This window comes from Flavobacterium sp. RSP49 (genome assembly GCF_003968735.1).
GTDB lineage: Bacteria > Bacteroidota > Bacteroidia > Flavobacteriales > Flavobacteriaceae > Flavobacterium.
In genome coordinates this window covers 1-17,063 of record NZ_RYDN01000022.1, presented here as the reverse complement: position 1 = coordinate 17,063, position 17,063 = coordinate 1, and the positions used below count along the sequence as shown (strand labels likewise).

Genomic DNA, 17,063 nt, shown 5'->3' with positions numbered 1-17,063 from the left:
TTTTATTGATAAAAAAGGTTAACTTGCGGCATAGAAAAAAAACTGATATGTCTTACAAAAGTAGGCTGTATTTTATTTTTAGTCGAGTGAATTCCATGAAAAGATTAATTAGATTAAATACGTACTCTAAACTACTGATGCTGATACTTTCGGCAAGTATTTTCTTTTTCGTAATTTACATCACCTTGTATCTTTATACTATTCAGGAAGAACGTCATTTTTACAAAATCACTTACAATCAATACGATAAAGAAGTGAGATCTTTGTTCAGACTCAATTCTAAAACCACTACCGCCATCATTATTGATGTTACCCACTGGGATAATTTGGTTAGTTATACAATAACAAAAGATAAAAAATGGTATGATAAATATATTCTAAGCGAATTTGAAACCTATTCTGCTGATTACATTGGTGTTTATGGTTTAGATCAAAAAATAATAAATAAAACAGTTTCCTCTAAGATTAAAAGCCTTGACTTTATCCCAAAAGAGATGATGACAGTGCTTTATAAATCGAAACTAAAAAAATTCTATATTAAAATTCCAGAAGGAATTGTGGAAGTTTTTGGTGCAACGATTCATCCTTCAATAGATCCCAAAAAGAATAAAACAGCGCCGTCTGGTTACTTTTTTATAGCTAGACTTTTAGACAAGTCTTTTTTGAATTCTTTAGGAAATATAAGCAGTTCAAAAATTAATTTAGTTCCGGCGCATGGAACGGTTCTTGAAGAAAGTGATTTTGTGATTGTAAGTTTAGATCTGAAAGACTGGAAAGATGACGTAGTGGCGACATTGCTTTTCAAAAGACCATTCAATTTGAATTATAAAAATTCAAAAGAAATTCTTTTTATTGTAGTGCTGGTTTCTTTATTGAACATTTTTATTTTTGTGTATTATACAAAACGATGGGTTTATAATCCACTAAAATTAGTCAAAAGTATTCTAGAAACAGGTAATATAACAGCGATTTCTTCTTTAAGAAAATTCAAAGGAGAGTTTGGGTATATAGGAAATCTTTTTGAAGAGAACAGCAATCAAAGGCGACAATTAGAAATATCCAAACAAAAAGCGGAGGAAAGCGATACCTTAAAATCTTCTTTTTTGGCTAATTTATCGCATGAAATCAGAACTCCTATGAATGCCATAATGGGATTTAGTGATTTGCTAACGGATGCAAATTTGACAGAAGGGGAGAAATTGGAATATTTAAAAATAATAAAAAACAGTGGGAACAACCTGGTTTCAATCATTGAAGATCTTATTGAAATGTCTAAAATTGACGCCAAGCAAATTACGCCAAATTATAAAGGATTAGACATTGAAAAATGCATAACAGAGTTGTATGATTCTATCAAAGTTACGATTTCTAAAGATAAAAATATTCAATTTTATATTCTTGAAAATTCAGCTAGAATTACAGAAAAAATCCTTACTGATGAAACAAAGCTGAAACAAATTATTGTCAATTTAATAACAAATGCAGTAAAATTTACAGATAATGGATTTGTTACTTTTGGGTATACAGTGCACAAAGAAAAAGGAATTTTAGCGTTTACTATTGAAGATTCAGGAATCGGTATGAGTACAAATCATTTAAAAGTGATATTTGATCGTTTCCGAAGAATTGAAGGGGACGGCAGTACTGAATTAACGGGATTAGGACTTGGCCTATCCATCACGAAGGCGTATGTAGAGATGCTTGGAGGAGAAATAACGGTAACATCTAAAATTGGAGTTGGATCTGTTTTTACTTTTTCGATTCCATTAAAATTTGAGCAGACTGAAAAAGACATTGTGTCAAGTAAGACGATATATTTTTCAGAAAACCAGGAGAATGAAATAATTTTAGTCGCTGAAGATGATACTATCAATTTCTTGTTGTTAAAAAAAATTATTGAGTCAAAAAATCATACAGTTTTGCGTGCTTTTAATGGTCAGGAAGCAGTTACTATTTGTACCGAAAATCCGGATATCAGTTTGGTTTTTATGGATATAAAAATGCCCGTTTTGAATGGTTATGAGGCTTTTGAAAAAATAAAGTTAATTAAACCGGGACTTCCGGTGATAGCCCAGACAGCATATTCATCTGCAGAAGAGAGAGAAAAAATACTTCAGTGCGGCTTTCATGACTACATTACGAAACCTTTGGACAAGGAAAAAGTCTTTGCGCTATTGGATGTTATTTTTATGGAAATTAATTCTTAGAATTCTTTGAGGAATTCCTCTTGTATCACTTTTTAATTTTTTATTCTCAACCGCGAATGAAAGGCATTAACCAAATTTTTTTGTCTGCTTTTTTTGGTCATTTACTAAAGTTTTAAGGTGGTTTTTGGTTAAATACAATTTTCAAGAAGAAATAGTGTCGCTTTTTATACAGTAAGACGATACAATTTCCTGTTTCAAAACTACATTTTCAAAAAAATTAAAACATAAAAAATGATATTTAAATCGATAAATCCATTCTCGCAAGAAATTATCGCTGAACACGAAGTGCTTACGAATGGGGAATTAAATCAAAAACTGCAACTGTCTGAACGGGCCTTTAAAAAGTGGAGGAATACCACTTTTCAGGAAAGGGCGGATAAAATGAAAAAATTAGCTCACGTTTTAAGAGCAAATAAAGAAAGATTAGGATTGCTTATTACCAATGAAATGGGTAAAATTGTGTCCGAAAGTATTTCTGAAGTCGAAAAATCAGCAGCAAACTGCGATTTTTATGCGGAGCATGCGGAACAAATGTTGAAAGATGAATATTATGATACGTCTTTCAAGAGCCTTTCCGTTTACGATCCTTTGGGAGCTGTTTTTGCCATTATGCCTTGGAACTATCCTTTTTGGCAGGTATTACGCTATGCTGCGCCGGCAATTATGGCGGGGAATGTGACGCTTTTGAAACATGCTCCTAATGTTATAGGTTGTGCCAAAGCTATTGAAAATGCCTTTTTGGAATCGGGTTTTCCTGAAGGTGTTTTTCTGCAAATTACTATTGATATTCCCCAGGTTGAAAGTGTTATTGCTTCAAATATTGTGCAGGGAGTGACTTTGACCGGAAGCGAAAAGGCTGGCTCCTCAGTGGCTTCCTTGGCTGGAAAGCACATCAAGAAATCAGTGATGGAATTGGGTGGTTCAGATGCATTTATCGTTTTGAATGATGCTAATCTAGAGAGAGCCGCCAGTATTGCAACACAATCCAGAATGCTCAATGCAGGTCAGGCTTGTATTTGTGCAAAACGTTTTATCGTTACTGAGAAAGTAGCGGATGAATTCTCTGCTCTTTTTGCTCAAAAAATACAGTTGTTGCAGCAAGGGAATCCGCTCCAGCAAGGGATTGATATGGGGCCTTTGGCTCGATTGGACTTAGCGAAGCAATTGTCCAGCCAATTGCATAAAGCATTGGAACAGGGTGCCAAGTTAATTGTGGGCGGGGAGCGGGAAAATTGTAATTTTCAACCCACATTGATTGATTTTGTAACTGTAGATAGTATTGCTTTTCAGGAAGAAACTTTTGGTCCGTTAGCAACAATTATACGGGCTAAAGATGAAAATGACGCCATTGCCATTGCCAATAATCATCGTTATGGCTTGGCTTCTGCCCTGTGGACTGAAGACCGTGAAAAGGCATACATCTTGGCGAGGAGAATAGAAGCAGGAAATGTATTTGTAAATTCATTAGTGCGTTCTGATTCCAGAGTTCCCTTTGGAGGAATAAAGAAGTCAGGCTATGGTAGGGAATTAGGAGCTTTAGGTATCAAAGAATTTATGAATATTAAATCATTGGTTATAGAGTAGTTTTTATTCAGGTGCAGGCATTCAGTTAGTGTTGATAAAAAAAGGAAAACGAGAACCGGAATTGTAAGTACAAAACCGGTTCTCGTTTTTTATTTAGTCTTTTTTTTGTAAAAATTATCCATTTTAAAACGATTCCTTAATACGTATAAGTAATTGCTTTTATATCGTTTGGTGTATTGGACATTATAACAATAAACGGACATCCTTTAAGAGCAGCATGCTCTTTTAACCTTTTTTCTCCTCCATCTAAAAAGGAGGTATTAGTTTCTCCTTTTGTTTTTCCATAAAAACTTGTGATGACCCCAGATTTTTTTAGACCAATTGTCTGAGAGTCTTTTAATACGATTACTTTTTTATAATCTGATTTTCCAAGGACATTGATTTTTTTAGAAACTAGTTTTGAATCATTTGCTGATTTTTTATTTAATTGGGCAACGGCATATTGACTAATTTTTTTTTCTTCACTACTTCCAGGTACTGCAAAATAAACCAGATTATTGTCCATTTTGATGAAGTTTACATCCATTTTTTTATTATCATGCGTAATGATTTCGTGAGTTTGTGCAACTAATGCAACATTGAATGAAAATATGAATAATATAAATAGCTTTTTCATGTGTTCAGATATTAAAGGATTATTTTCTCTAGCTGGTTTGCCAGCTTTTTTAATTTAATTACAGTGCGTTCTTATCAGCTAAGAAAATATACTAGAGTACAGTTCATTGCTATCGATAGTAAATCATATCTCAAGTGTGTAATGGCTTTATATGGGTGTAGCTTCTTTTGTTGTATTAGGAAACATATAATAAAATCAAGCGATGCCCTCCGGAGGTGGAGTTGAATTTTTTAAATGCGACTCTTTTGCTTTGAATAAATCCAAAGCGTTTATTCTGTTTGGAACAATATAATCGTATGCTAATGCATTTGGGAGGGCTACGGAACCTATGAAAAGCGTTTTTAGTTTTTTCTCGAAACTGTTTTCTTCCGTATTATTTTCAAACACTTCGTACACTTCGTATTTCCTGTCAATGACAAAAACAGCAACTGCCTCACTAATCCATGTAACGGAAAAAGCAATAAAAAGGACTATAAGATTTAATTTAATTAGGGTACGAAGCATGGTATAAATTTAATACAATTGAATGGGAGTTACCATTAAAATTTTCATAAAATAAAAAATAGAAAAACGGTTTTTGTTACTGTTTAATTCTCATTGGAACTCGTTTCTTAGACTTAAAAAAAAAGAATATTTTTTTTGTGTTACAAAACGTAGAACTATAAAAAACAAAATTATTTAAATTTAGTAAAAAATATTTAATTTTTTTTAACTGTCTTTTTTATGGGGGTTGTTGTTGTTTAATATGTTTATTTATTGATAATATTCTATTTTTTATATTTTAAATTTATTGTAATCAAAAAAATATGGGGTGTAATGTAAAATTCAATTATTGAATTTTTAAAATACTTTCGTAAAAATATGAAATTATGATTTTTTTTTCATTGATTTTTCGTTATTGATAATTCTTTTCTTAACGAGATAAAAAAGTAAAAAATAGTAATTTAAGTGGAGTAAAAGTTAATAAATTCGCTTTAGGATTAGGGAAAAATTAACACCTAAAGCAGCATAAAATAATGTTTTTAGCAATTATTTTAGTTCTGATTTTTTTAAATAGTAACCAAAACCAAATAATTACCAAGCTGTATTATTAATTAAAACACCTTTAAAATGAAAAAAACAGTAGCTATCCTAGCAGTATTGCTAAGTACAACTTTTACGTTTGCACAAGAAACCCCTGCGATGCCAGTAACAACTTTTGCAGGATCTGCAGATGCGTATTACAAATACGATTTTTCCGGAATAGACAACAGTTTGACAAGTTTTACTAATTCTCATAACTCGTTTGAACTTGGAATGGTTTCTATTGAAGCGTCACATAAAAGAGGTAAAGGTTCTGTATTTGTAGATTTAGGTTTTGGAAATAGAGCCGCTCAGTTTACTTATAATGATGCCAATGCAACTTTTATGATTAAGCAATTAAATTTTACATATGAATTTTCAGATAAGTTTAAAGTTACTGCGGGTAGTTTTGGAACTCATCTGGGATATGAATTATTGGATGCTGTTGATAATAAAAACTACAGTATGTCCTATGCCTTTACGTACGGACCCTTCTTTAACACAGGGGTAAAAGCACAATATACTACTGGGAAATTCAGTTTTATGGCGGGAGTTACTAATCCTACTGATTTTAAATCTACTATTGATGCAGGCTCAACTCAAAAAACGTTTGTCGGACAACTTGCGTTCCTCGGCGATACAGGTGGCGCCTTTTTTAATGCAACATCCGGTAGTAGTAATCCAGCTTCTGATGAAAATAAGACGCAGTTTGATTTCGTTGGAACAAAGAAACTTAGTGACGCATTTTCCTTAGGTTTTAATGGTACGTATGCAATGACTGATAACGACTTTGACAGTTCATTGGATGGAGAGTGGTTTGCATTAGTAGGCTATGCAAATGTTGCTATAAAAGAATCCCTAAGTCTTACATACAGATTGGAATATTTAGATGCAAAAGAGGCAACTCCTGCGCTGGGATTGCTTGCTGGAACTAGTGTCATAGGGAATACATTGTCATTAAACTACAAAGTTGGTAACTTGACTATCATTCCGGAATTCAGACTTGACTCCGCCTCCGAAGCTATTTTTTCAAATAATGATGCTGCTCCAAAAGTCTTGACCGCATTTGCATTGCTCGCTACAACCTATTCATTCTAGTATTTAAAACAATATTTTTTTTGCTGCCAGGATACTCTTTTGTATTTTGGCAGTTTTTTGTTTAAAATTCCCTACGATACCCGTTGGGTGTAATTAGTTTTTGATGGAAATTTTCGTCAGTTCGAGTGATCCCGCTTTTGGGCGGGATTATATCGAGAACTAGAAAATTAGTATTAAAAACAGTTCTCGATACACGTCACTTCAAGTGCGAAGCGTATCGAGAAGCTTTGTTCCGTTTTACTCCATAAAAAACACTCGAACTGACGTTTTGGACAATTTCACCCAACGAGTGCCAATGTATGACTAAAAACTAATGCCGATTTTGGTTGTACTTCAGTACTCATTAATAATTTCGGCAGTGGTTTGGAGAAATATTAATTATTCAATTTTGGACACAAAAAACGGCTCTTTGAAAATTCAAAAAACCGTTTAGGATTGTTTTAGGGGCTTTTGCTATTGTTGTTTGTAAATAGAATAAATAGTATTTCTTGTTTTTTCATCTAAAACATCAGTAATTTCATCTTGAATATAATGAAGTTTAAAAGCAATAATAGCAGCAGATATGTTTTTAGTGTCATACCCAATAATTCGTAATCCCTGATCGACATTAAAATCAAAAGGAGCTGTTTGTAGAAATTCATCAGGCCAAATTCCAAAACCTTTTTCGGCTAAAATTTTCCAGGGAAATAAGGCGCTGGGATCTTTTTTTCTGGTTGGGGCAATATCCGCATGACCTAAAATGTTTTGAGCAGGAATGTTGTAATCTTTTTTTAACTTAGTTAGAAGGGCTAATAAGCTATTGATTTGTGATTCTGAAAACACTTCGGATCCGTTATTGTCGAGTTCAATTCCTATAGAAGCTGAATTAATATCCGTATTTTTTCCCCAAGAACCATTTCCGGCATGCCAGGCTCTTAGGTAGTCATTAAGCATTTGCACTACTTTACCATCATCTGAAATCACATAATGCGAACTTACCTGAGTTTCTGTTTTTGTAAATGTATTTATGGTTTGTTGCAATGAATCTTGCGCTGTATGATGAATAATGATGAAATTAGGCTTGCGTAAATTAAAATTGACGGTACCAATCCATTTCGTATTGATGCCATTCTCTAAAAACGTAGATCCCATTTTGAAAATAGTATCCTTATAGGTGCGTAATTGCTGCGTGTATAATGTATCTCTGTTTAATTCAACAGGGGGAACAACAGGAAGGGGTTTAGGATCCTTATTAGAAATCGTTTTTTTTAATGTTTTGAGTTTGGTGTCATATACCTTTTCAGTTTTCTTGTATGGATTTGTAGAGCAAGCAGCAATAGCAAGGGCGAAAAATAGGGCATAAAAAATATTTCTCATTAGGATTTGAGTTTTATAATGGAATAAAAAAACGATTATTTCGATTTCTTTTTAGACTTTGATTTTTTTGGATTTTTCTGCTCTTTTTTTAAAACAATGAATTTTTCCTTCTGATCTTCATTTAATAATGCCATTAATTTTCTATCGGTAACTTCAGATAGTGCCTCGATATTTTTAATTTTATCTTCCTGACTGGTTTCTGCCTTTAGAAGCATTCCTTGAGTTCTGAAGCTTTCAATGAAGATATTAGACATTGCTACCACTTGTAGTTCATCCAGATTAAGTTCCGGTGTTATGGTTTCCATTATTTTAGCAACTGAAACTTCAACAGGAATTTCTTTAGGTTTTTCAGGAGTTCTGGCTTGATCCATTCCGCTATTCATCCTACGATTTCCTCCGTAACCGTTCCCGTTTCCATATCCATTATTATAACCACCGTTTCCGTATTGTGCTGAAATGGTGTGGACTGATAATAATACAAATGTGATCACTAGTACTGATTGAATTGTTTTCATGTGTAGCATTTTAAAATATTAAAAAATCGTTTAAAAAATTATACCGGTTCTCCGTACAAATCAAATTCCGTTGCTTCGATAATTTTGATCATCACAAACTCTCCTGTTTTTACATAATGTTTTGATGCATCTATTAAAACCTCATTGTCTACGTCTGGGCTGTCAAACTCAGTTCGGCCTACAAAATGGCCACCTTCTTTTCTGTCGATGATGCATCGGAACGTTTGACCTACTTTTTCCTGATTTAAATCCCATGAAATTTGTGATTGTAACTCCATAATCTCATTGGCGCGCTCTTGTTTTACAGTATCTGGAACATCATCTTCCAGTAAATAGGCATGTGTGTTTTCTTCATGGGAGTAAGCAAAACAGCCCATTCTATCAAATTTCATTTCCTGAACCCAGTCTTTTAATATATTGAAATCTTCTTGTGTTTCGCCGGGATATCCTACGATCAAAGTGGTGCGTATTGCAATTCCAGGTACTGCTTCGCGGAACTCTTTTAATAATTTTGTTGTTTTTGCTTGCGTTGTTCCGCGACGCATGGATTTCAAAATTGAATCTGAAATGTGTTGCAACGGAATATCAATGTAATTACAAATCTTAGTTTCGCGTTTCATGATTTCCAGCACATCCATAGGAAAACCGGTTGGGAAAGCATAATGCAAGCGAATCCACTCAATTCCTTCTACTTTAACTAAAGCTTCCAGTAGTTCTCCAAGCGCTCTTTTTTTGTAGATATCTAATCCGTAATACGTCAAATCCTGAGCAATCAAGATCAATTCTTTAACGCCATTTTTTGCTAGACCTTCGGATTCTTTTACCAGTTTTTCAATTGTTTGTGAAACGTTTTTTCCTCGCATTAAGGGTATTGCACAAAAACTGCATGGTCTGTCACAACCTTCGGAAATTTTTAGATAGGCATAATTTTTTGGAGTTGTAGTCAGTCGTTCTCCAAGCAACTCGTGCTTGTAGTCCGCTCCCAAGGCTTTTAATAATTGGGGTAGCTCTGTAGTTCCAAAAAATTGATCCACATTTGGAATCTCTTTTTCTAAATCAGGTCGGTAACGCTCGGACAGACATCCGGTAACAAATACTTTATCAACTAATCCTCTTTCTTTTTTGTCCGCATATTCCAGAATCATATTGACAGATTCGGCCTTGGCATTATCAATAAATCCACAGGTATTGATGACAATAATATTTCCCTCTTCGGCTTCCGGAGCTTCATGCGTAACGTCTTTGCCGCTTGCGCGTAGCTGACCCATAAGCACTTCACTATCATATACGTTTTTTGAACACCCAAGAGTGATTACGTTTATTTTATTCTTTTTTAAAGACTTCGTTCTCATAACATTAGAATCCCGATAATTTGGGAATTTTGCAAAATTACACTTTTTAAATTATTAATCAGAAGACTTTATATGAAAAATGATTTTTAAACACAAAAACCATTTCAATTAATGAAACGGTTTTTAAAAATTAATTAGTCAAAAAAAAATTAGTTCTTTATAATTTTCTTGTATATTTTATTTGATTGATTGATAATTACTATAAACTGTCCTGCAGGTAGAATTGAGCAATCTATTTTTATTACATTATCTGATAACTGTATTTTTTTAACATCTAATCTTCTTCCTAACAAATCCATGACAATAACATTCTCAGGACTTACTTGTTTATTACTTTCAACATAAAAGAAGCTATCTATTGGATTAGGATAGACATTTATGTTATCGATCTCTAATGGTTTTTTTTGAAAATCCTTATCAGATTTTGCATTGGTTGATGAATTTAATTGTAAATCTGCAAGAGTATTATTTTGTAAATTTTCATTGTTTTCAGCTATTTGTGGAGCTATTTTTCCTCTCGAACTAATACTTGGAGTTTTGACTTGTGTTGTAGGTGTGGGTAGACCGCCCCTTCTTCCAGTAACATTTATGATATTGCTAATACTAAACACATTACTATTTTGGATTATTAATCTTCGAAATCTAGCTCCTTCATTACCTCTACTACCATCTACTAAGAATCTGAACGCACAAGATGAACCCGTCTCGTTTGTGATGTTACTCCATGGAAGTGATTTTTCAGAAATTTGCCATTGATAGGTGAATGAGTTGTCTAAACTATTTCCAGTAAAAGGTGTTGGTTGACTTGAAATTGAAGTTAAGATTTGATCACAACAAATGATATTAATTGGTTGTGTAGTATTAGAAATAGTTATGAATTGGCTTAAATTAAAGTCACCATAATTGGTTAAGGCTATTCGTCTAAATGATGTGGTTTCGTCAAATAGGTATGTTGGTGTGTAACTGAGAGAGGTTGCATCTGGAATATTTTGCCAATCAGTGCTATTAGTTTTATACTGCCATTGGTATGTTGTGATATCAATAGTATTGCGGATTCCTCCTAAATCTATTTTAGCAACTGTACCAAGGAATGGATTAGCATAACTTGGTGAAGTAATAAATTGACTATCCGTAATTATATTGTTAATAATGGGGTCACTAGTTATAACGGTACCCAGATAGTATTTAGTATTATTGACAGAAAAACTTAAATGATAAAACTTTGTTTGGTCGGTAGGTACTAAATTAGCATCAATCGCAATGTTTAAAATGATATTATTATCATTGATTGTGAATGACTTTAACTCAGTTTCACTAATTGGATCTGCAATATTATTATCGGCCTCTCTTTTTTTGTATGTAATTAATAATATCTTACCGTTAGAATTTATTTCTTTACTTGTTAATGCTAAAGAAACAGATACAGGCCTACTGGAGTTTTTAGGTATAAAAATTTTATTATCTAAAATTGGCAAATTGTCACTATACTTTACATTAGTAGATAAAGTTTCAGCTGGTGTTGGTGTTGGAGTTGGTGTTGTAATTGGTGTTGTATTAGTGATTGTTATTGGAATACTACTTGATTTGAATATTTGGTTATTATTATTTTTGTATTCACAATAAAAAACACCTCCTGATGGTAAGAAATTTGCCTTGTTTAATAAAATATTTTTGTACGATACATCACTAACGTAATTCAGTAATGGGAAATTTTGAACAAAAGTTATAGCTTGAAAACCAACTTGTACTGGTGATTCATTTGCAGAAGGTTTGTAGTAAAAAAATAAGTTTCCAAAAGTGTTATTGGAAGAATTGTCTGGTGTTAGTAATTGTACAACTAATGATAAATTTATAATTGGGTTACTATTAAAACTAATAGTGTTATTGTTTATTGGAACGTTGTCAGTTTTTATATTATTCATTGTTACGGTAACTTGTGCGTTCATAACAAAAGTAATAAAAAAGGCAATAATTGATAAATAAAGTAGTTTCATGTTTTTTTTATAAGTTATTTCTATTAAAAATAACTTATTATTAATTGCAAACCAATTTTTAATAGTTAATTGGTCTTAATTTAACAGTTTTTTTTATATTTAAGCAAAATCAATGATACAATATTATGTCAAAAAAACTTCAAAGTATTTCTAAATGAGTAAAATTTTATTTTGGAATTACATTAAGATTCAATTTCATAGATTTACAAATATTAATTGGAGAGCAAATTTTTAAGTAACTAATTGATAAATGAAAAATTGTAAAGAAAAATTACGGCAGTAAATACCATATGTAAACATCACATAATATTGAAGTAATTACAATTCAAACAATAGTGTCAAAGAAACATTGTTATTGATCGCATTTATGCTTGCTCCATCCGTGAATCCTTGGTTGAAAAATCCTTGTTGGGAATTTCTTTTGGCATAGGAATAGGCTAAATCTACTTTGGTGGATCCAAAATTATATCCTAAACCTGCTGAATACCCATTCAAATCGCCTACAGTAAGAGCATTTTTATATGGACTTTGTTCGTACCGGTATCCTGCTCTCAGACTTAAGGCCTTAATTTTATATTCGGCACCTATTCTTAATTCTCCGGTATTGTCGAGCAATTCATTCATGTCATTGTTTAGAGTGTTGAAAAAGGCATCGCTTTCAGGTTTAAATTTGGTGTTGCTGTAGTCTTTCATGGCATAATCAATACTAATCAAACCGGTCTTTCCAAATACGTAAGCCAAACTACCAGTTAACTTGCTTGGTGTTTGCAATTTATAGGGCTCATAAACATTGACCACTTCCGGGTCTACCACTTCCTGCGGTAATTCGCCGCTAGAGTTACCTCTTACCGTAATTAACCTTTGAGAAAGCTCATCGTTCAAAGTGTACCATGTAGAAGATTCAAAGGCCAAACCTACTCGAATTTCGTTGGTAACTTTTGCGATAGCACCCACTTGAAATGAAAATCCTGACCCGTAAGTATAGAGGTCATTGTTAAATTGTAGCCTAGTGATTTGATCATTAGCTCCCAATGGGTTGCTGTTGTCTTCATAGAAAGTAGATGATTTACGAAAGTCAGTAAAGTGAGAATTTAGATTTAATCCAAAATAGAATTGGTCATTATAGGAAGTTGCTGCATTAAAGGATAATTTGCCGTTGTATCCCGTGCTGTAAAGGGAGTTTTCTTGATAATAATTTCCTCCAGCTGGCACATTAGAAGTGTAGACTGTATTGTTTTCTGTATCTTCTATTGGGTTAATTAGGTATCCTTCATAGCCTAAGAAAGCTTGTTGGTCTGCAAAGTTTAATTCAAAATAGTTACTGTTTTTAATAAATCCGAGTGGAATACCAAGTTGGTTTTTGTTTGGGTTGGCATTAGCATAGCTTAAAAAATAATTAGCTATAGAATTGTTTGGATTGGTTCCTGCTGAAAACAGCCCATTATCAAAATTATTGGCGTTTTCATAATTTATGGCCAAGGAAATTTTTCTCCACTTGCTGTTTGGGTTTCTGGTATTAAAAACAAATACAATTCCTGCTTGATTCAAATCAAAGGAGTTTTCTTTCTCTGTTGCTGTCCCGCCAAAGTAATTTGAATTGTTTTTAGTATCGAAGTTAGTCAATGTAACAGCCATTTGATTATTGGTAAACACCGCTGAACCAGCAGGGTTTACATTGATAGATGACAGGTCGCCCCCAAGTGCTCCAAAAGCACCGCTCATGGCTCTAAAACGGGCTGTTCCATTTAAATTGTTTTGTGAATACCGAAGTGCATCAGAGATTTCTTGTGATTGGGCTACGGTAAATGATAAGCCAGCGAGTAATAAATATAGATGTTTTTTCATTTTTTGTTGGGGTATTTAATTTTTATCAAAAAGGATGGTTCCGCACTATTTTTTTATCCTCTTCCGCCTCTTCCGCCACCGCCAGATGATCTACCACCACCACCACTACTACCACCGGATCTTCCGCCACCTGAATTATTAGATCTGGACATGTTTGAACTAGGGCTGTAAGACGACGGGCTGTTGTTGTCATTTCTTGTTGGTGTGAAAGATCGTGAAGGCGCATTGTTTTGGTTGCGCGCATTGTTTGTGTTGGATCTTCTTCTGGGCGTATTGTACGAACTGTTTTGTTGCTGACCTTGATTCCTAGAGAATGTAGGGCTTGTTCGGTTGATGCTATTCGTTGCGTTTCGTCGCAAATCAGAAGTGTTGTTTCTAAAGTTGGCGTTATTAGTTCGTCTGCCAATAGTGGTATTGGTTTGGTTTCGGGAATATTCTCTGCTTGTTTGATTGGTGTTGTTTATCGCATTTGAATTGGAATACGAAGACCCTCTTCGGCCTGCATTAGAAGAATAATTGACATTGTTTTGATCATAGCCATAGTTTCCCCAGCCGTTACCGTACCAGTTGTTCCATCCCCAATTGTTGCCATACCAGTTGTTCCATCCCCAATTGTTGCCATACCAGTTATTCCACCCAAATCCCATGTTCATTCCCCATCCAAAACCACCGTTAAATCCCCAGTTGTTTCCGTACCAGTTATTCATGCCCCAATTGTTTCCGTACCAGTTATTCATACCCCATCCGTTGTCATAGACATTTACGGATTGCGCATTACCTCCCCATCCAGCATAAGTAGTGTAGTTTTCTTGAAGAGTATCGTTTTCTAAATCATAATTACTATAGGTATCTACATCTGTGAAGATTTCATTGGATCGGTAGTTGTTTTGAAGTGAATTGAAATACGCAGTATATTGGTTATTTGGATCATTTTGTGGTTCTCGTTCCGCAATTTGATAGGAAGTATTGCCATAGATTCCGTCAGAATCGTAGTAGGAGCTATTTTGGTAAGAACCACAGGAAGTTAAAAGAATGCTCAAAAACCCTATTAAAGAAAAAAGGAAGGTATTTCGGTTGGAGATAATATTAGTTTTCATATGAATAGGGTTTTTTATTGTTGGACATTACAAAAATAGTTAGTTTTGCGTAATTATTAGTTAAATAAATATTAAACAAAATTTGTGCCAAAATATAAAACATGGGTAAGAACTTAACTACAAGAGCGGAAGATTATTCAAAATGGTATAACGAGTTGGTTGTCAAAGCTGACTTAGCCGAAAATTCAGGGGTGAGGGGGTGTATGGTTATCAAGCCTTACGGATATGCAATTTGGGAAAAAATGCAAGCAGAGTTGGATCGAATGTTTAAAGAAACCGGACATCAAAATGCATATTTTCCTCTATTTGTTCCTAAAAGCATGTTTGAAGCCGAAGAAAAAAATGCAGAGGGTTTTGCTAAGGAATGTGCTATTGTTACCCATTATCGATTAAAAAATGATCCCGACAGACCTGGTAAACTAATGGTGGATCCCAATGCAAAATTAGAAGAAGAATTAATTGTACGTCCTACAAGTGAAGCTATTATTTGGTCTACTTATAAAGGATGGGTACAATCGTATAGAGATTTGCCATTACTGATTAACCAATGGGCAAATGTGGTGCGCTGGGAAATGAGAACGAGATTGTTTTTGCGTACCGCAGAATTTTTATGGCAAGAAGGGCATACAGCGCACGCTACTAAAGCAGAAGCGGTAGAAGAATCAGAAAAAATGATGCACGTGTATGCTGATTTTGCTGAGAATTTTATGGCAATTCCAGTTATAAAAGGAATAAAAACGGAAACCGAGCGTTTTGCTGGAGCAGAAGAAACCTATTGTATCGAGGCGTTGATGCAGGATGGTAAAGCATTACAAGCGGGGACGTCACACTTTTTAGGGCAAAACTTTGCTAAAGCGTTTGATGTGAAATTTGCAAATGCCGAAGGAAAGCAAGAATATGTTTGGGGAACTTCGTGGGGTGTTTCTACTCGTTTGATGGGGGCATTAGTGATGACGCATTCAGACGACCAAGGCCTGGTATTGCCTCCTAGTTTAGCGCCTATTCAGGTCGTGATTGTTCCTATTTATAAAACAGAGGAACAATTAGCGGCAATAACTGAAGCAGTAACTGTTTTGACTGTGGCTTTGCGAAAATTACAAATCGCTGTCAAATATGATAACAGAACGACTCAAAAGCCAGGTTTTAAATTTGCAGAATGGGAATTAAAAGGCGTGCCGGTTAGGATTGCTGTAGGTCCAAAAGATTTAGAAAATGGAACTTTTGAGGTTGCAAGAAGAGATACATTGACCAAAGAAGTCGTTTCTAAAGATGGAATTGAAACGTATATCAACGATTTACTAGCGCAAATTCAAAAAGAATTATTTGAAAAAGCATTACAGTACAGAAATACACATGTTACTGAAGTAAATAGTTTTGAAGAGTTCAAAGCGGTTTTAGATGCCAAAGGAGGTTTTGTATCAGCACATTGGGACGGAACTGCAGCGACTGAGGAAAAGATTAAGGACTTGACTAAAGCAACTATTAGATGCATACCTCTGGACAGGGTTTTAGCAGCGGGAAACTGCGTCTTTACTGGGAAAAGCTCGATAGGAAGAGTGTTATTTGCGAAGGCATATTAAAAAAAATATTTTTTTTTAGCACCAGCTATTGTGCGTTTCAAAAATAGTTGTATTTTTGCATCCGCATTAGAGAAGCAGGGCCCGTTCGTCTATCGGTTAGGACGCATGGTTTTCATCCATGTAAGAGCGGTTCGATTCCGCTACGGGCTACTATTTTTTTTGCAGGTTAAAGTGATCCCGAACTCAGAGGGAAATGGCCCGTTCGTCTATCGGTTAGGACGCATGGTTTTCATCCATGTAAGAGCGGTTCGATTCCGCTACGGGCTACAAATTCAATTTTTGATTAATTGATAAAACTTAGGGGATAATGGTCCGTTCGTCTAGGGGTTAGGACGCCAAGATTTCGTCTTGGTAACAGGGGTTCGATTCCCTTACGGACTACAAAAATTTAGTAAAAGATAAAAACATAATAAAATGGCAAATCATAAATCAGCTCTAAAAAGAATTAGAAGTAACGAAAAGAGAAGAGTATTAAATAGGTACCAACATAAAACTACCCGTAATGCAATAAAAGCATTAAGGATAGCGACTGATAAAGTAGATGCTACTTCTAAATTGTCAAACGTAATTTCTATGATTGATAAATTAGCGAAAAAGAATATCATTCATGACAACAAAGCGTCTAATTTAAAATCTAAATTAACGAAACTTGTTGCTAAATTGTAATAAAAACAGTTTATTTTGTCTTGTCCTGAATAACCGATACAGATTATTAGATAAAAATATTTAATTAAACACTTGCAAAAACGTTTTTGCA

Annotated in this window: 13 protein-coding genes and 3 tRNA genes; 8 read left to right on the top strand and 8 right to left on the bottom strand. The window is 34.2% G+C overall.

Going from position 1 to position 17,063, the window contains the following annotated elements; genetic code table 11:
• The first annotated feature begins 95 nt into the window (after positions 1-95).
• Both EKM02_RS10860 and EKM02_RS10855 read left to right on the top strand, forming a co-directional pair.
• A complete protein-coding gene (locus EKM02_RS10860) occupies positions 96-2,207 on the top strand; it encodes an ATP-binding protein (protein WP_158614743.1) in 2,112 nt (703 codons plus the stop codon).
• Between the two features lie 231 nt (positions 2,208-2,438).
• The gene (locus EKM02_RS10855) at positions 2,439-3,791 is read left to right on the top strand and encodes an NAD-dependent succinate-semialdehyde dehydrogenase (RefSeq protein WP_126455053.1); all 1,353 of its coding nucleotides are present in this window, start codon (positions 2,439-2,441) and stop codon (positions 3,789-3,791) included.
• 136 nt (positions 3,792-3,927) lie between these two features.
• Here the strand turns inward: EKM02_RS10855 and EKM02_RS10850 are convergent, their stop codons facing one another.
• Entirely contained in the window at positions 3,928-4,407 is a 480-nt protein-coding gene (locus tag EKM02_RS10850; protein WP_126455051.1) for a hypothetical protein, read from the bottom strand.
• Between the two features lie 195 nt (positions 4,408-4,602).
• Complete coding sequence (locus tag EKM02_RS10845; RefSeq protein ID WP_126455049.1) at positions 4,603-4,911, bottom strand: hypothetical protein; 309 nt, start codon at positions 4,909-4,911, stop codon at positions 4,603-4,605.
• A 606-nt stretch (positions 4,912-5,517) separates the two neighbouring features.
• Between EKM02_RS10845 and EKM02_RS10840 the strand changes: the two genes are divergently transcribed.
• Complete coding sequence (locus EKM02_RS10840; RefSeq protein WP_126455047.1) at positions 5,518-6,567, top strand: outer membrane beta-barrel protein; 1,050 nt, start codon at positions 5,518-5,520, stop codon at positions 6,565-6,567.
• 453 nt (positions 6,568-7,020) lie between these two features.
• Here the strand turns inward: EKM02_RS10840 and EKM02_RS10835 are convergent, their stop codons facing one another.
• The 6 genes from EKM02_RS10835 to EKM02_RS10810 form a co-directional block, all read right to left on the bottom strand.
• On the bottom strand, positions 7,021-7,923 hold the full coding sequence (locus EKM02_RS10835; RefSeq protein ID WP_126455045.1) for an N-acetylmuramoyl-L-alanine amidase: 903 nt from the start codon (positions 7,921-7,923) through the stop codon (positions 7,021-7,023).
• A 35-nt stretch (positions 7,924-7,958) separates the two neighbouring features.
• Complete coding sequence (locus tag EKM02_RS10830) at positions 7,959-8,438, bottom strand: hypothetical protein (protein WP_126455043.1); 480 nt, start codon at positions 8,436-8,438, stop codon at positions 7,959-7,961.
• Between the two features lie 38 nt (positions 8,439-8,476).
• On the bottom strand, positions 8,477-9,790 hold the full coding sequence (gene rimO / locus EKM02_RS10825) for a 30S ribosomal protein S12 methylthiotransferase RimO (protein ID WP_126455041.1): 1,314 nt from the start codon (positions 9,788-9,790) through the stop codon (positions 8,477-8,479).
• Between the two features lie 149 nt (positions 9,791-9,939).
• The gene (locus tag EKM02_RS10820; RefSeq protein WP_126455040.1) at positions 9,940-11,784 is read right to left on the bottom strand and encodes a T9SS type A sorting domain-containing protein; all 1,845 of its coding nucleotides are present in this window, start codon (positions 11,782-11,784) and stop codon (positions 9,940-9,942) included.
• 318 nt (positions 11,785-12,102) lie between these two features.
• Positions 12,103-13,629: an OmpP1/FadL family transporter gene (locus tag EKM02_RS10815; RefSeq protein ID WP_126455038.1), complete on the bottom strand. Its 1,527-nt coding sequence runs from the start codon at positions 13,627-13,629 to the stop codon at positions 12,103-12,105.
• 53 nt (positions 13,630-13,682) lie between these two features.
• Positions 13,683-14,726: a hypothetical protein gene (locus tag EKM02_RS10810; protein WP_126455036.1), complete on the bottom strand. Its 1,044-nt coding sequence runs from the start codon at positions 14,724-14,726 to the stop codon at positions 13,683-13,685.
• A 101-nt stretch (positions 14,727-14,827) separates the two neighbouring features.
• Here EKM02_RS10810 and proS point away from each other — a divergent pair, with 101 nt between their 5' ends.
• The 5 genes from proS (at position 14,828) to rpsT (ending at position 16,972) form a co-directional block, all read left to right on the top strand.
• Positions 14,828-16,306, top strand: a complete 1,479-nt coding sequence (gene proS, locus EKM02_RS10805) for a proline--tRNA ligase (RefSeq protein WP_126455034.1) — start codon at positions 14,828-14,830, stop codon at positions 16,304-16,306.
• 78 nt (positions 16,307-16,384) lie between these two features.
• Positions 16,385-16,456: transfer RNA gene (locus EKM02_RS10800), tRNA-Glu, on the top strand.
• Between the two features lie 45 nt (positions 16,457-16,501).
• Positions 16,502-16,573, top strand: a tRNA-Glu gene (locus tag EKM02_RS10795).
• 42 nt (positions 16,574-16,615) lie between these two features.
• Positions 16,616-16,687: transfer RNA gene (locus EKM02_RS10790), tRNA-Glu, on the top strand.
• Between the two features lie 33 nt (positions 16,688-16,720).
• The gene (gene rpsT / locus EKM02_RS10785; protein WP_091166799.1) at positions 16,721-16,972 is read left to right on the top strand and encodes a 30S ribosomal protein S20; all 252 of its coding nucleotides are present in this window, start codon (positions 16,721-16,723) and stop codon (positions 16,970-16,972) included.
• Positions 16,973-17,063: the final 91 nt, after the last annotated feature.

Bases quoted from the DNA above. Each gene is read 5' to 3' on its own strand.
- EKM02_RS10840 (WP_126455047.1), top strand. From the start codon at position 5,518: ATGAAAAAAACAGTAGCTATCCTAGCAGTATTGCTAAGTACAACTTTT.
- EKM02_RS10860 (WP_158614743.1), top strand. From the start codon at position 96: ATGAAAAGATTAATTAGATTAAATACGTACTCTAAACTACTGATGCTG.
- rimO (WP_126455041.1), bottom strand. From the start codon at position 9,790: ATGAGAACGAAGTCTTTAAAAAAGAATAAAATAAACGTAATCACTCTT.
- EKM02_RS10835 (WP_126455045.1), bottom strand. From the start codon at position 7,923: ATGAGAAATATTTTTTATGCCCTATTTTTCGCCCTTGCTATTGCTGCT.
- rpsT (WP_091166799.1), top strand. From the start codon at position 16,721: ATGGCAAATCATAAATCAGCTCTAAAAAGAATTAGAAGTAACGAAAAG.
- EKM02_RS10810 (WP_126455036.1), bottom strand. From the start codon at position 14,726: ATGAAAACTAATATTATCTCCAACCGAAATACCTTCCTTTTTTCTTTA.
- EKM02_RS10820 (WP_126455040.1), bottom strand. From the start codon at position 11,784: ATGAAACTACTTTATTTATCAATTATTGCCTTTTTTATTACTTTTGTT.
- EKM02_RS10830 (WP_126455043.1), bottom strand. From the start codon at position 8,438: ATGAAAACAATTCAATCAGTACTAGTGATCACATTTGTATTATTATCA.
- EKM02_RS10845 (WP_126455049.1), bottom strand. From the start codon at position 4,911: ATGCTTCGTACCCTAATTAAATTAAATCTTATAGTCCTTTTTATTGCT.
- EKM02_RS10850 (WP_126455051.1), bottom strand. From the start codon at position 4,407: ATGAAAAAGCTATTTATATTATTCATATTTTCATTCAATGTTGCATTA.
- EKM02_RS10855 (WP_126455053.1), top strand. From the start codon at position 2,439: ATGATATTTAAATCGATAAATCCATTCTCGCAAGAAATTATCGCTGAA.
- proS (WP_126455034.1), top strand. From the start codon at position 14,828: ATGGGTAAGAACTTAACTACAAGAGCGGAAGATTATTCAAAATGGTAT.
- EKM02_RS10815 (WP_126455038.1), bottom strand. From the start codon at position 13,629: ATGAAAAAACATCTATATTTATTACTCGCTGGCTTATCATTTACCGTA.